Source organism: Candidatus Methylomirabilota bacterium, assembly GCA_036005065.1.
Lineage (GTDB): Bacteria > Methylomirabilota > Methylomirabilia > Rokubacteriales > DASRDR01 > DASYQW01.
Map to the genome: position 1 here is coordinate 1 of DASYQW010000050.1, position 14,267 is coordinate 14,267.

General features: G+C 67.6%; 15 protein-coding genes and 2 pseudogenes. 9 read left to right on the plus strand and 8 right to left on the minus strand.

What is annotated here, in order from left to right:
- The 5 genes from VGW35_03190 to VGW35_03210 all read left to right on the plus strand — a co-directional run.
- The coding region (locus VGW35_03190) for an ABC transporter substrate-binding protein (protein ID HEV8306649.1) at positions 1–1,150 on the plus strand (1,150 nt) is incomplete at its 5' end.
- 125 nt (positions 1,151–1,275) lie between these two features.
- A complete protein-coding gene (locus tag VGW35_03195; protein ID HEV8306650.1) occupies positions 1,276–2,193 on the plus strand; it encodes an ABC transporter permease in 918 nt (305 codons plus the stop codon).
- 18 nt (positions 2,194–2,211) lie between these two features.
- Entirely contained in the window at positions 2,212–3,114 is a 903-nt protein-coding gene (locus VGW35_03200) for an ABC transporter permease (protein ID HEV8306651.1), read from the plus strand.
- A gap of 262 nt (positions 3,115–3,376) precedes the next feature.
- Positions 3,377–4,696 (plus strand): polysaccharide pyruvyl transferase family protein, encoded by a 1,320-nt coding sequence (locus tag VGW35_03205; GenBank protein HEV8306652.1) that lies wholly within the window; start codon positions 3,377–3,379, stop codon positions 4,694–4,696.
- Complete coding sequence (locus VGW35_03210; protein HEV8306653.1) at positions 4,693–5,463, plus strand: 2OG-Fe(II) oxygenase; 771 nt, start codon at positions 4,693–4,695, stop codon at positions 5,461–5,463. The genes VGW35_03205 and VGW35_03210 overlap by 4 nt, the downstream gene beginning before the upstream one ends.
- Before the next feature lie 145 nt (positions 5,464–5,608).
- Here the strand turns inward: VGW35_03210 and VGW35_03215 are convergent, their stop codons facing one another.
- A complete protein-coding gene (locus VGW35_03215; protein HEV8306654.1) occupies positions 5,609–6,916 on the minus strand; it encodes a radical SAM protein in 1,308 nt (435 codons plus the stop codon).
- A gap of 353 nt (positions 6,917–7,269) precedes the next feature.
- Here VGW35_03215 and VGW35_03220 point away from each other — a divergent pair.
- The 4 genes and pseudogenes from VGW35_03220 to VGW35_03235 all read left to right on the plus strand — a co-directional run bounded on the left by VGW35_03220 (position 7,270) and on the right by VGW35_03235 (position 9,317).
- Positions 7,270–7,389 (plus strand): annotated as a pseudogene (locus tag VGW35_03220) (nickel ABC transporter permease subunit NikB).
- A gap of 390 nt (positions 7,390–7,779) precedes the next feature.
- Positions 7,780–8,193 (plus strand): hypothetical protein, encoded by a 414-nt coding sequence (locus tag VGW35_03225; GenBank protein ID HEV8306655.1) that lies wholly within the window; start codon positions 7,780–7,782, stop codon positions 8,191–8,193.
- A 198-nt stretch (positions 8,194–8,391) separates the two neighbouring features.
- On the plus strand, positions 8,392–8,574 hold the full coding sequence (locus tag VGW35_03230) for a hypothetical protein (protein ID HEV8306656.1): 183 nt from the start codon (positions 8,392–8,394) through the stop codon (positions 8,572–8,574).
- Positions 8,575–8,885: 311 nt separating this feature from the next.
- Positions 8,886–9,317 (plus strand): hypothetical protein, encoded by a 432-nt coding sequence (locus VGW35_03235; GenBank protein ID HEV8306657.1) that lies wholly within the window; start codon positions 8,886–8,888, stop codon positions 9,315–9,317.
- Between the two features lie 76 nt (positions 9,318–9,393).
- Here VGW35_03235 and VGW35_03240 read toward each other — a convergent pair.
- From VGW35_03240 to pcaH, 7 genes and pseudogenes are all read right to left on the minus strand, one after another.
- Positions 9,394–9,471, minus strand: a pseudogene (locus tag VGW35_03240) (isoprenylcysteine carboxylmethyltransferase family protein).
- Positions 9,472–9,508: 37 nt separating this feature from the next.
- Positions 9,509–9,892, minus strand: a complete 384-nt coding sequence (locus VGW35_03245; GenBank protein ID HEV8306658.1) for a hypothetical protein — start codon at positions 9,890–9,892, stop codon at positions 9,509–9,511.
- A gap of 57 nt (positions 9,893–9,949) precedes the next feature.
- Positions 9,950–10,354 carry a hypothetical protein gene (locus VGW35_03250; protein HEV8306659.1) on the minus strand — a complete coding sequence of 135 codons (405 nt, stop codon included), beginning with the start codon at positions 10,352–10,354 and terminating at the stop codon, positions 9,950–9,952.
- 598 nt (positions 10,355–10,952) lie between these two features.
- Complete coding sequence (gene pcaC / locus VGW35_03255) at positions 10,953–11,342, minus strand: 4-carboxymuconolactone decarboxylase (protein HEV8306660.1); 390 nt, start codon at positions 11,340–11,342, stop codon at positions 10,953–10,955.
- A gap of 21 nt (positions 11,343–11,363) precedes the next feature.
- Positions 11,364–12,722: a 3-carboxy-cis,cis-muconate cycloisomerase gene (locus VGW35_03260; GenBank protein ID HEV8306661.1), complete on the minus strand. Its 1,359-nt coding sequence runs from the start codon at positions 12,720–12,722 to the stop codon at positions 11,364–11,366.
- Positions 12,723–12,912: 190 nt separating this feature from the next.
- Positions 12,913–13,482 carry a protocatechuate 3,4-dioxygenase subunit alpha gene (gene pcaG / locus VGW35_03265; protein HEV8306662.1) on the minus strand — a complete coding sequence of 190 codons (570 nt, stop codon included), beginning with the start codon at positions 13,480–13,482 and terminating at the stop codon, positions 12,913–12,915.
- A gap of 1 nt (position 13,483) precedes the next feature.
- Positions 13,484–14,188, minus strand: coding sequence for a protocatechuate 3,4-dioxygenase subunit beta (gene pcaH, locus VGW35_03270; GenBank protein HEV8306663.1), 705 nt, complete (start codon positions 14,186–14,188; stop codon positions 13,484–13,486).
- Positions 14,189–14,267 lie beyond the last annotated feature (79 nt).

A 14,267-nucleotide genomic window follows, 5' to 3' on the forward strand; every position in this document is an offset into this window, starting at 1 on the left:
CACCCGCCCCCAGTCCGCGCAGCGGGCGCGGTTCGTCGCCTGGGAGGCGATCGAGAGGGTGGACGACCTCACCGTCCGCGTGCGAACCAAAGCGCCCGATCCCCGGTTCTTGATCACGCTGGTCCAGGTTCAGGTCATGCCGCCCGGGGTCCTCCGGACGAATCCGGACAGCCTGGCCGAGCGACCGATCGGCACCGGGCCGTTCAAGCTCGTCGAGTGGGTCAAGGGCGAGCGCATCGTGCTGGAAGCCAACGACGACCACTGGCGGGGCCGCCCGAAGATCGACCGGATCACGTTCCGCGCCGTCCCCGAGGCCTCCGCCCGCGTGGCCACGCTGCAGGCGGGGCAGGCCGACCTGGTGCTCAACGTGCCGCCGGAATCGATCCCGCTCCTCGAGCGAGGGGCCAACACCAAGGTGCTGTCGGTGGCCAGCACGCGCAACGTCACCATCATCTTCGACAACCGCACGTCCCCCTTCAGCGACGTCCGCGTCCGCCAGGCGATGAACTACGCGGTCGACAAGGAGAGCCTCAATCGGAACATCCTGGGGGGACGGGCGCTCATCCAGGCCACCCCGTCCCATCCCTTGACCTTCGGGCACAACGCGGACGTGAAGCCCTACCCGTACGACCCGCAGAAGGCCAGGGACCTGCTGGCCCAGGCCGGCTACCCGAGCGGCTTCACCACCGAGTTCCACCACCCGACCGGTCGCTGGCTGAAGGACGTCGAGGTCGTGCAGGCGGTGGCCGGGATGCTCGAGAAGGTCGGCGTCCGTAGCAAGCTCCTGACCCGCGAGTACAACACGTTCTTCTCCACCTGGGCCAAGGGCGAGCTCAAGGGCATGGCGATGATCGGCACGCTCAGCCAGATCGACGCGGACCGCACGGTCCTCCTGTTCCTCCACGCCCAGGGCAGCTTCCCGCACTACTCCCGGGATCCGAAGGTCGACGCCCTCTACGAGCAGGCGCAGACGCTCGACCTGACGCGGCGGGAGCAGATCCTCCGGGACATGGAGCGATACATCCACGAGCAGGCGCCCTGGCTCTTCCTGTACTTCCAGCCGGATCTCTTCGGGGCGAACAAGAAGCTCCAGTGGGTGCCCCCGAAGAACGAGCGGCTCGTCCTCTGGGACGCTGACCTGGAGTCGTGACCACCCGGCGACCGTGCGGGGGCCTCCGGGAGAGCGCGTCTCCGGGGCCGCCCCCGGCCGCCGCGGACTCCGGCGGCGGGCGCGCCCGTCGCTCGCCCCGCCGCCTCACCCCGGGCTGACGCGCCATGCGGACGTTCCTCCTGCGGCGCCTGGTCATGACGGGGATCATGCTCGTCCTGGTGGCGCTGACCGTGTTTCTCCTCGGACACCTCACCGGCGACCCGGTACGGCTCATGGTTCCCGACGAAGCGACCGAGCCGGAGATGGCGGCCCTCCGCCGGGAGCTCGGCTTCGACCGCCCGCTGTCGGTCCAGTTCGTCGATTTCCTCGCCCATGCGGCCCAGGGGGACCTCGGGCGCTCCCTCCGCTACCGACAGCCCGCCCTGGCCCTCGTGCTCGAGCGCATGCCGGCCACCGTCGAGCTGGGCACGGCGGCCATGATGATCGCGCTGCTGGCGGCGGTGCCGGCGGCGCTCGTCTGTGCCCCGCGCCCGGGCTCCGTCCTCGATGCCCTGGCGTCGACGGCCGCCGCGGTGGGCCAGGCCCTGCCGCCGTTCTGGATCGGGATCATGCTCATCCTCCTGTTCGCCGTCCACCTGCAGTGGCTCCCGGCGGCCGGACGCGGCGACGTCGGGAGTCTGGTCCTTCCGGCGATCACGCTCGGACTCTGGCCGATGGCGCGCATGGCGCGGATGCTGCGCTCGAGCCTGCTCGACGTCCTCCAGCAGGACTTCGTCCGCAGCGCGCGGGCCAAGGGACTGAGCGAGCGGGCGGTGCTCCTCCGGCACGTCCTGCGCAACGCCAGCATCCCAACCGTCACCATGGCCGCCCTCACCTACGGCTCGATCCTCGGGGGGACCGTCATCACCGAGAGCGTCTTCGCCTGGCCCGGGGTGGGCCGCCTGGCCCTGGAGGCGGTCTACAACCGCGACTTTCCCCTGCTCCAGGCCACCGTCCTGGTGGTCGCCTGGATCTTCGTGGTGATCAATCTCGCGCTCGATCTGCTCTACGTCTGGCTGGACCCGCGGATCCGGCTGCAGTAGGGACCCGGAGAGCTGCGCGTGACGGGACACGCGGCGGGCCGGACCGCGGTTCCCGGCCCGCCCCCCCGGTGGGCGCGCCTCGGGCGGCGGCTCCAGCGCCTCCCGGCAATGCTGGCCGTGGTCGTGCTGGTGGCGCTGACCCTCGTCGCCTCGGGCGCGCCGGTCCTGGCGCCCCACGACCCCTTCGCTCAGAACCTGGACGGACGTCTGGCGCCGCCGGCGTGGGCGGGTGGAACCCCGACCCACTGGCTCGGCACCGACCAGCTCGGCCGCGACATCCTGAGCCGCCTGATCTTCGGCGCCCGGGTCTCGCTGATCGTGGCCCTCATGGCGGTCGTGATCGCGGGGGTGACGGGCGTGGTGATGGGGCTCCTGGCCGGCTATTACGGCGGCCTGGTGGACGAGGTGCTCATGCGACTGGCGGACCTGCGCATGGCCCTGCCCTTCATCCTGCTGGTGATCGCCCTGATCGCGGTGTTCGGCCCCAGCCTGGTGCTCGTCATCGCGATCCTCGGCCTGACGGGCTGGGTCGCCTACGCGCGTGTCCTCCGCGCGGAGGTGCTCTCGCTGCGGGAGCGGGAGTTCGTGGTGGCCGCGCGCGCGCTGGGGGCCACCGACCTGCGCCTCGTCTTCCGGCACATTCTCCCCAACGGCATCGCGTCGGCCATCGTCATCGCCTCCCTCGAGCTGGCCCAGATGATCGTCGTGGAATCGTCGCTCAGCTTCCTGGGGCTCGGCGTGCAGCCCCCCACCCCGAGCTGGGGCAACATGCTGGGGGAAGGACGGGACTACGTCCAGTCCAAGTGGTGGCTGGCCACGTTCCCAGGCCTGGCCATCGCGCTGACCACGGTCAGCGTGAACCTGGTCGGCGACTGGCTGCGCGACCGGCTCGACCCCCACCTGCAGGTGTCATCGGGCTAGAGGGAACGCCGGCCCCTTGACACCGTGAGGCCTCTCCGCTAATCGACCCGGTTCTTCGCCGCGCGCCCCGCGCCGGCGCCGGGCCAGGCTCTGCCCCGCCGCGCCGCCAGGGCGGCTTCCCACGTTCAGCCGGCCTGCAGCCACGGCCCGCCGGCCCGCCCGGTTGCGAGCCCCAGGCGGGGCGCGCTACACTCCAGCCACGCCGGAGAAGAGCCGCCGGGGGGACGAGGGCCCCCGCGGGGCCGAACCGAGGGGTGCAGAAATGCGCTTTGTGCTGCCTGCGTTCAGAGCGCAGAGGTCACAGTGCAGGCCACAGCTTGGGATCTTCGGCACATTTGACGTAGAGAATTACGGCGATCTTCTGTTCCCGCTGATCGCCGAGGCGGAGCTGTCGCAGAGACTGGGCCCGGTAACACTGCAGTGCTTCTCCTACGGCCGCAAGACGCCGCCCGACTGGCCATACGACGTAACGTCGTTGACCGAACTGCCGGCGATGGCGAGCAGTCTCCACGGGGCGATTATCGGCGGCGGCCACATAATCAGATTCGATAAATCGATCGCGCCCGGCTACGCCCCGCCTGTACCCACCATCCACCATCCCACCGGCTATTGGCTGACGCCCATCCTGATCGCGCTGCAGCACGGCACACCGGTCGTGTGGAACGCGCCCGGCGTTCACGGCGATATCCCGTCATGGGCTGATCCGCTCATGCGGTTGGCCATTGATGGCAGCCGTTATGTTTCGGTACGTGACGAACCGTCGCGCCAGGCCCTGTTACGCTTCACCGACACGATCGAAATAAACGTCGTGCCCGACACCGCCTTCGGTATTGCCCGGCTGCTGGATGCGCGACGGCCGTCGTCGGAGTTTATCCGCCTGCGCGATGCTAACGGTCTGACTGATCCCTATATCATCATTCAGACGATCGCCGAGCTTCAGCATGTTGCCCGTTTTGTGCGGGCGCAGCAGCAGCCGTTCGAGAATTATCGCGTGTTATTACTGCCGATCGGCCCCGTCCTCGGCGATAGTGATGTAGCCTTCGGCAACGATCTGCCCGGAATCGTTCAACTGTCGAGTTGGCCAGGTCCGCTGTCGATGGCGGAATTGATCGCACAAGCGACGGCAGTTGTCGCCGTCAGTCTGCACCTGTCGATGACGGCGCTCGCCTTTGGCGTGCCGGTATTTCGACCAGCGCATTGCTTCGGCGGCAAGTATGCGACCCTGTCAGGGTTCGACGGGGTTATCCCGTTTAACGTTCAAGAGGGGATCGATCCGCAACGATTCAGCGCCAGGCACAGCCGAGACGAGCCCTCACCGGCGATGTCCGCGGTGCTGCGCCAGCTGGACAGCCATTGGGATAGAATTGCCACAGTGTTTCTTTCGGCGAGCGAGACGCCGTCTACGCTGCCGGCGCTCGGTCGTTTCTGGCAGACGCTGCCGGATTTGCTGGAGGCGCGCGACGAACAAGTCACCGCTCCCGACAATATCGTTCGTGACGATACCGATACCAGGTTATCGAAACCTACCGCGCCGCCCCGGTATTTCGGCTGGCTGCGACGAAGAGCACAAGACGAAACATGATCGACCTGACTCAAATCTGCCGCCAGACACTGTCAACTCAGCCGTATGAGTGGGCCTTCGTCGGCAGCCTGTTTGCGCCGCAGGATGCGGCGTCATTGGTGGCATCTTATCCGCGCGACCATTTCAAAACGGTCAAGGGCTACGACCGTGAAAAGGGCTATGAATATGAGGCGCGTGCGTTGATCAGTATGGGCGGCGATTCGGTGTCGAATGCCGACAGCCTAAGTCCGGCCTGGTGGCAACTGGCAAACGATCTGTTGTCTCCTGCCTATCGAGCGGCCATCACGCGACTGACGGGACGCGACCTTGCTTCCCTGCCGATGGAGGTCAATGTCTTTCACTACGGACCGGGCGCCTGGCTTGGCCCGCATGTCGACCTGAAGGACAAGACGGTCACACATGTGTTCTATTTCAACGAGCGCTGGAATGAGGAAGACGGCGGCTGTCTGACCATTCTGCGATCATCGGACGTGGCTGATGCGTTCACCCGCATCGCGCCCGTCGTCGGCAACTCCGCTGTGCTGGTGCGCTCGGACAAGTCCTGGCACGCGGTATCGCCGGTCGTCAAAAGTTGCCGTCAATCTCGCCTCAGCATGACCGTGACCTTCTACACGCCGGGGTCGATTAGCACCATGTGGCCGCCGGGCGATACGACACCCCTGCACCGCTACGACGGAATCAATAACGAGAAGGCGGCGGGCGGCTCCCTGGGTCTATGGACAAAGCTATACAGAAGAATTCGGGATGAATTATTTAACCCGGAATAAATCGCTTCAAGGAGCAGGTGCACGAGCTGTACAGGAGCGCGAGGATGCCGGGCCTGGCCCACCTCTAGTCGGCGAGGAGGGCGTGGCGTTCGGCGTCTGAGAGGCCCCGCGCCGCGACGACTACCTGGGGCCCGCGCGACCTTCCTCAGGCTCTCCGCCGATCCGCCTGGGTGAGCTGACCGCTGAACTCTTCGACCCGCGTCGGCTTGTTCAAGAGCCGCCAGACCAGATTCCACGAGTACTTCAACAGTTGCTTGTCGATCTTGAGCCGAGCGAACGGGGATCCCTTCGACCAACCGAGGTCGTCCCAGTGCCAGGACGCAGGGAGTTGCCCGTCAGCGAGAGACTCCTCGAAGAGCTGGGTGCCGGGGAACGGCTGCACCATAAAGAACTGGCAGCCGATCAAACCCGCATCCATGACCCGCCGCGCGAGCTCGAAGGTGTTCGTGAGCTCCTCGAGGGTCTCGTCGGGGTAGCCGATCATGAAGTTCCCGTCCGCCACGAGCCCTGCCTTGTTCACCTTCCTCACGAGATCGACGACATCGCAGTGCGTGAGATCCCACTTGGCCGACGAGTACTTGTCGATGAGTCGCTGCGTACCCGACTCGAACGGAAGCGAGAGCTTCCGAAAACCCGCGTGATTCAGCGCTTCCAGCAGCTCCTCGGCGACGACGAGCCTCTCCCCCTGCCGCTTGAACAGGTGGACGATGTTCACGCCATTCACGTCGGCAAGCTTGAAGCCGTACGCCGGCAAGGTTCGGAGGATGGCGAACACGCGCCTTTTTTTGGCGAGGAAGGAGTCGTCGTTGATGAAGAGGTACCGCACCCCCATGCTCTTGAGCGTGTCGAATTCCCGTGCGATACGTTCCAGCGAGTGGAAGCGCAGGGCCGCCACCTCGCCGGCCTCGCCGCCGCGCTCCTTCGAGATGTGGCAATAGGTACAGCGAAAGGGACAGCCCCTGGACGTGAAGACCGCGGCATAGCGGGGCTGCGGATCCCCCTCCATCCACCCCTCTTTGCCGCCCCAGACCCGGCTGATCTCCCAATACCGCTCGTTGGGAAGCTTCTCCCGGGAGGGCATCGGGAATTCGTCGAGATCGAGCGTGAGATTCTGCACCGGGGTGGAGACCGTGCGGCCGTCCTGCCGCCACGCGATGCCGGAGACGTCTACCGGAGCCGCACCTCCCGAGCGCAGGAAGTGCGCGAACTGGACGATCGACTTCTCGCCCTCCGAGAGAAAGACCGCGTCGAACCCGTGATCGAAGAAGTGCTCTTTGAGACTGCGCGCGTTCACGCCGCCGGCCACCAGGATCTTCTCGGGGTAGGCTTCCCTGATCAGCCGGCTGACCTCGAAGCAGCGCGACGTCTGTTGCGTGAAGATGGAGGTCACCGCGATCACGTCGAAGCCGGCCACCTCTTCCAGGATGCGCTCCGGTGACATCCCGATGCGCACCAGGCTCTTGGGGAGCGGGATCTTGCGATAGAACGTATCCTCCAGCCGGTCTTGGCCCGTCCCGATGCTCGAGGATCTGCGATTCGAAACCCGCGGCGGTGAGCGCCGCGTCGAGATACGGCAAGGCCAGCGTGCCGTCCGGTCGGATCATCTCGTCGGCGCTATACTGCAGCGGCGGGAAGGCGAGGAGGAACCGCGGATTCGGGATTCTGCGATTGAGCCGGATCATCGGGTTAACCTGGCGCCGGCGGGATCGGGCCTCGGCTATCCACCGTGGTGTCCCGTCATGAACATCATGCCAACTGATACAGCGCAGACGACAGTGCCGTCAAGCCTGAAATCAGGCGGTCTACAACCGCGACCTTCCCCTGCTCCAGGCCACCGTCCTGGTGGTCGCCTGGATCTTCGTGGTGATCAATCTCGCGCTCGATCTGCTCTACGTCTGGCTCGATCCGCGGATCCGGCTGCAGTAGGGACCCGGAGAGCCCGGCGTGACGGGACGCGCGGCGGGCCGGACCGCGGTTCCCGGCCCGCGCCCCTGGCGGCGCCGCCGGCGAGCGCGCCTCGAGCGGTGGCTCCAGCGCCCCCTAACCGGCCCTGAGCCAGGCGGAGCCTTGGGTTCTGGACGCCCCGGGCGGTGGTCCCCGAGGGCGCCGCCACGGGCTCGGCGACCACCCGCCTGGCACGCCGCATCCGGGTGGGCTATGCTTGGCCAGGCTGGTGACGCCGTGGGGAGGGACGCGGGCTCGCAAGATTGGCGTTTGGTGATGTATTTCTGGTAGGTTCAATCACTCGCGCGCCATCTTCTCGATGTGGCGTGAATTGATCATTCCCGCCTCGACACGAGCCCAAGGAGAATGTCCATGAAAATCCAGCGACTTCTCGTCACCCTCACCATCATCAACTTCATGCTCCTCGTGTTCCTCCTCGCGCAGATGCGCCCGGTCGCGGCGAACACCGAGTCATCGGTGCTGCGGGGCCGCGGTCTCGAGATCGTGGATCAACGGGGAAAGGTTCGCGCCAGCATCGCGGTGCAACCGGCCAATGATACGTACCGGATGCCGGACGGCACCATTGGATATCCCGAGACGGTGATCCTTCGGCTGATCGATCCGAACGGACGGCCCGGCGTGAAGCTCCAAGCGTCCGTGCAAGGCGCGGGAATCGGCCTGGGAGGCGAGTCGGATCCCACCTATGCCCGGCTGGGAGCGAAAGGCGCGGAGAGCTCACTCCATTTGAGGAACAAGGACGGGCGAGAACAGGTGATCAAGCCTTAGGCGGAAGCGCTCTGCGGTTCACAGAAGCGAATCGAGCCGCCAGGTCGACATCACCCGACGCTCGGCGTATCCTCTTCCCCTGGAACACGACTCGCTCGCGCACGCCACCGATGGTGACCGGGCGCGAGAAGGCGGACATACGCCATGCGCGATTCCTCGGAGACAGACGAAGCCAATGCGGCGTTACGCCCGCGGTGCGTGACTCGGCCTGAAGGAGGCCACCCACTCGAGGACTACGCCCGCGCCCTCGAGCGCGCGGGGCTCCTGATCGAGCGGCTGCGCGAGCCGACGGCCGAGGAAGTCTACGTCGCCGCCTACCCGCAGGCGGCGCGCTGGCGGCGGCTCCCGAACTTCCTCCACGTGCGAGCGGTGAAGCCGTGACGTTCAACGAGGACTGGGAGCGCGAGGCGCCCAACTGGGCCGCCTGGGCACGCGCACCCCCTTGACCGGCCCTGAGCCAGCCGGAGCCTTGGGTTCTGGACGCCACGGACGTAGTCCCCGAGGGCGCCGCCACGGGCTCGGCGACCACCCGCCCGGTGCGCCGCGTCCGGGTGAGCTATGCTTCTTGTCTAGGCTGGTGGCCCCGGGGGGAGGGACGCGGGCTCGCAAAAATGGCGTTTGGAGCGCCTGGGTTCATCAGCGCTGTCGGAGTCGCCCCCGCCACATCACGACGTCCTTCTACGGAGGCTTTCATGAGACACGTCCTGGTCGCGGCCTTCTTCACGGTAGTTCTCGTTGCATGGATGACTGGCGCAGCGTCCGCCCAGTCGGGCGTCCCTGACCTTCGGGGCACGTGGAAAGGCGAGAGCGAAACGATCGTCTTGGGTGGTGGGAACCCCCATCATCCCCCGACACGGCCGGCCGAGCCGCGGTTGACCAGCGTTCCCTTCACGCTGACCATCGACAAGCAGGACGGCCGCCGCTTCTCCGGCACGTTCTCGTCGGCCCGGAGCAGCGAGACGGTCATCGGCGTCCTGTCGCGCGCCGGCACGATCCACGTGGTCGACGACGACGGCCATAGCTCTGGAACGCTGCTCGCGCCGAACCGCATGGAGCTCTGCTATCACCACTTGTCGCCGGCCTCGCGGATCGCATCCTGCACAGAGCTGACCAAGCAGCCATAGGGCCAGCACGGCAAACGGCACGTCGTGAAATCTCCGCCTCGAGACTCGCTCGGACCGCAAAATTCCCCCACTCCCCCGAGAACGCGAAGATGATGAATACGAGCGAGTTGATCACGACGAGGGACCAGAGTCCGTAGGCAGGGGCGCCGCCCACCGCTCGTGTCCTCCACGGCCGTGTCCCCGGTGCCGCTTCACTGGGGCGCCTTCATCATGTCGGACATGCGCTTCTGCATCTCCGCCATGCGCTCCATCATCTTCGGCATCTCCCCCATCATCGCCGGCCCCATCTGGCCGCCGGTGGATGCCATGCCGCCCATCATGGCGCCCATCTCCTTCATTAGCTCGCCCATCCGCGCCGTGCGTTCGGGCGGCATCTGGCCGCGGACCATCATCTCGCCCATCTGCTGCAACATTCCGCCCATCTGCTGCAGCATCCCCATCACCTGCTGGTGCATGCCCATCATCATCCCCGGCGGCATCGAGCCGGGCCCCATCGGGCCGGGCGCCTGCTGGGCCGCGGCCACCACGGCCAGCGCAAGCCCTACCGCCGCGAGCAGCGTCACGATCATCTTCATGACCCACCTCCTTCGATTTGCGTCACCTACCGTTGAAATACCTCCGCGCGGTGTCCGTCAGCGCCACTCCCACGCGAACACGCGCTCCGCTACGCCCCCAACCGCCTTCACCAGGATGTAGGCCGGGCCGGGCTGGCTGAAAGGCGGGAAGACGACGACGGCTTCCCGGTGGTGGCCCGATCCCTTCACCTGCTCGACGGCGGTCGGGGCGACCTCGACGCCGTCCGGGCCGCGCAACACGACGGCGCTCTCGAACGCGACGCCGTCCAGACCGACCGAATGCGTATCGAGAACGACCCTGGCCTTGAACGGCACGCCGACGACTGGGGGCGCGGAGAGGGTCACCGCGACCGTGACCGGACCTTGCCGGTTGGTCTTGGTCAGCTCCTGAGCGTCGGAGATCACCGCGCCAAGGCTCACCACCAGGACGAGCATGAGACCCAGGGCTCTGATCAGGCGCATCACAGGATCCTCCTGACGATGACGGGTTCCGACTGGCCCTCACATCGAGGGCAGGGAACGGCGCCGGACAGAAGCCCTCAGGCTCTGGGGGGCGGAGCGGGGAAATCCGGGCGGAAGAGAGGGGAAGCAAGAGCGACCGGCGGCTGGGGCGCGCCCGCCAGCGTCAGAATGAACCCGAGCACAGCGACAGGGGTCACCGCCACGAGGGCGGAGCACAGATCCTCGCCCGGCCGCTCACCGGCATCGAACAGGCACGCGCCCGCGCCGGTGACAAGCACGATGGCGATCAGTGCGACCGCTCGATGCATGATTGTCGCTGACTCCCCTCTCACCGAGTCACGCAGAAGCAACGCGCTTGCCAATTCGGTCCGTTTTCAGCCGGATGGTCATGCTCGCGTCACGGCAGGCGTTTTCTTGGCAACCACCCCCCACCGGGCCGGAGCCGGTCGCCTGAAGTGAGGCAGCGGATCAGCACCTGGGGCACTGCCGCCCCAACGCCGGGAAGCCTAGACATGGGAGAGCACTGGCTGGCGTATCGGTGGCCGACGCGCCGGGGACGCGGTCCATGAGGCTTCCGGCGAGGTGACCTCCGAGGCGCTCAGCGCGGGTCGTGATCGAGCTCGGCGAACACCTCCTGGGCGAGATGAAACGCGGAGTTCGCCGCCGGCACGCCACAGTAGATGGCGGCCTGCAGCAGCACCTCCTTGATCTGGTCACGGGTCACGCCGTTGTTGAACGCCGCCCGCAGGTGGAGCCGTAACTCGTCGCTCCGGTTGAGCGCCACCAGCATCGCGAGGGTGAGGAGGCTGCGGGTCGGCCGTGGCAAGCCGGGCCTGGTCCAGATCTCGCCCCATGCGTAGCGCGTGATCAGATCCTGGAACTCCTCGGTGAGCTCGCTTCGCCGGGCCAGCGCGCGCTCGACGTGCCGGTCGCCGAGCACCGCCCGGCGGACGGTCATGCCCTGCGCATGGCGTTCACGTTCGTCCATCGCTGCCCTCCCTCGGCGCGGTTACCGGCCGGGCCGGCTGGCGGCGATCGTCCGATCGATCAGGGCCGCCACCACGCCGACGTAGTTGACCGGATCGAACAGGCGGTCGAGATCGGCGGGCGCCAGCTGCGCCCGCACTCGCGCATCCTCCGCGAGGACGTCGCGCAGGTGCCGCCCCTCTTCGCTCGCCCGGTGGCAGGCTTCCCCGACCAGTCGGTGCGCCGCCAGCCGCCCCAGGCTGGCGCCGAGCGCCATGGCCACCGCCTCGGCCAGGATCTGACCCCGGGTCGTCTCGAGGTTCTGGCGCATCCGCGCGGCATCGACCTCAAGCCCCGAGACCACGTCCAGCATGTGGCGCAATGCCCCCGCGGTGAGGGTCACCAGCTCCGGCAGGGTCTCCCACTCCGCCTGCCAGCCCCCGGCGCCTCGCTCGTATTCCTGAACCATGCCGGTGAGCATGACCGACACCAGGGCCGGCACCCGGATCGCCGCCGCCAGGCTGGCCACCGAGCCGACGGGATTGCGCTTGTGCGGCATGGTCGACGATCCGCCACGCCCTTCGGCGGCCGGCTCGAAGACCTCGGCGACGTCGGTCTGCATGTGAAGCGACACGTCGCGCGCGATCTTCCCCAGCGTGCCGACGAGCAGCCCCAGCGTGGTCCCCACTTCCGCCACCCGATCACGGTGGGAGTGCCACGGGAGATCGGGCAATGCGAGCCCGAGGTCCTCCGCCAGCGCGGCGGCGACGTCCAGACCCCGAGACCCGAGGGCGGCCAGCGTCCCGACCGCGCCGCCGAACTGGAGCGTCAGCGCGCGAGGACGGATCTCCCGGAGCCGCGCGCGGTGCCGGTTGGTCGCGTCGAGCCAGCCCGCCGTCTCCAGTCCAAAGGTGATCGGGAGCGCGTGCTGCAGCCAGGTGCGGCCGACGACGGGCGTCAGCCGGTGGTCCCTGGTGAGCTGGGCGAGGGCCCTGGCGAGCTGGGCCAGATCGGCCTCGATCAGGTCGAGCGCGTCTCGCAGCTGAAGCACCAGCCCGGTGTCGATGGCGTCCTGGCTGGTCGCGCCCCAGTGGACGAATCGCATGGCGTCCGGCTCGCCCTCGGCCACCAGCGCCGTGAGCTGCTTCACCATCGGAATGGCCGGACTGCCTGCCAGCGCGGTGGCCCGTGCCAGGGCATCCATGTCGAACAGCTCGGCGCGGCACTTGGCCTCGATCGCGGGGGCGGCCGATGGCGGAATCACGCCGACACGCGCTTCCGCCCGGGCCAGCGCGGCTTCGAAGTCGAGCATGCGCTGCAGGCGGACGTGGTCCGAAAAGACGACCCGCATCGCCTCCGGGGCGAACAGCGGGTCCAGCAGGCGGAGGGGCGCCGAGGTCAGGGCCGTCGATCCGCCGGGACCGGCAGACTCACCGTCGCTCGGCCCCTAGCTTCTTCGGGGGGGTCTCGGAACACCCCCCCGATGCCCCCCCTCGGTTGGGGCGGCACAGCCGCCGCTCGGAGCGCTGCTCGACGCATCGCGCGCTCGGGGCGAGCGGCCGGGTTATTCCGTCGAGGCCCCCTCCCATGCACTAGACGTCGAAGAAGACGGTCTCGCCCTCGCCCTGCAGGATGACGTTCCACTCGAGTAGGCCCTCGCTGCCGGCGACCGTCTTCGCGATCAGCGTCGAGCGCCGGGGCGGCTCGACCAGATTCAGAACCGGGTCGTCGGCGTTGCTCGGCTCGTCTGGAAAGTAGATCCGCGTGACGAGATGCTTGAGCAGCCCGCGCATGAACACCGACACCACGACGTGCGGCGCCTGCGGTTGGCCGCCGGGGCCCGGCGCCCGGCCCGGCTTGATGGTCGCCAGGCGGAACACGCCGTTCTCGTCGGTCGCCACCCGTCCGAATCCCTTGAACCCCGGCTCCAGAGGCTTGTCGTGTTCGTCCCCCGGGTGGGCGTATCGGCCATGGGCGTCCGCCTGCCAGATCTCGATCATCGCATCCCCGACCGGCTTGCCGTCTCCGTCGAGGACGCGACCCTCGATCGTGACGCGCTCCCCGCTCATGCCGGGACCGGCCAGCTTGTCGACGTAGAGCCAGCTGAAGCCCAGGTGGAAATAGGGCCCTACCGTTTGAGACCCGGTCGCGCGCAGGCTCATGTCACCTCTCCATCGGCGTGGCGTCCCGACCCCGGAGGACGATGTCGAACCGGTAGCCGAGCGCATGTTCGGGAGTCGTGTTCTCCCAGTCGAACGCCGCGATCAGGCGATCGCGGGCGATCGGGTCGGGGATGGCGTTGAAGATCGGGTCGAACGGGAGCAGAGGATCACCCGGAAAGTACATCTGGGTGACGAGCCGGGTCAGAAAGGACGGGCCGAACAGCGAGAGGTGAATGTGCGCGGGCCGCCAGGCGTTGTGGTGGTTCCGCCAGGGATACGCCCCTGGCTTGATCGTGACGAACCGGTAGCGCCCGTCGGCGTCGGTGAGCGTGCGGCCGCCCCCGGTGAAATTGGGATCCAGCGGCGCCTCGTGCTGGTCGACCTTGTGCCGATACCGGCCGGCGGCGTTCGATTGCCAGAGCTCGATCAGCGTAAAGGGCACCGGCCGGCTGTTCTCGTCGAGCACGCGTCCGGTCAGGATCATGCGCTCGCCGATCGGGTCGCCGGCGTGCTGCCGGGTCAGGTCGTTGTCGTTGGGGCCGACGTCGTCGTGTCCGAACAGCGGCCCGGTCACCTCGGATAGCGTGTGCGGCAGCACGACCAGCGGCTTGGTCGGCGACCGCCGTTGACTGGATCCGTAGGTGGGGTGGAGGTAGCTGGGCTGGGTACCCCAATGAGGCCGTCGGTAGCCCGTGATTTCTGCCATCAGGTCTGCCTCCTAGCGCCACGTCTGGCCGCCGGGTCAGTCCGCGGAACGTCGGTCCCCTGGCTTCGTCGCAGATGCC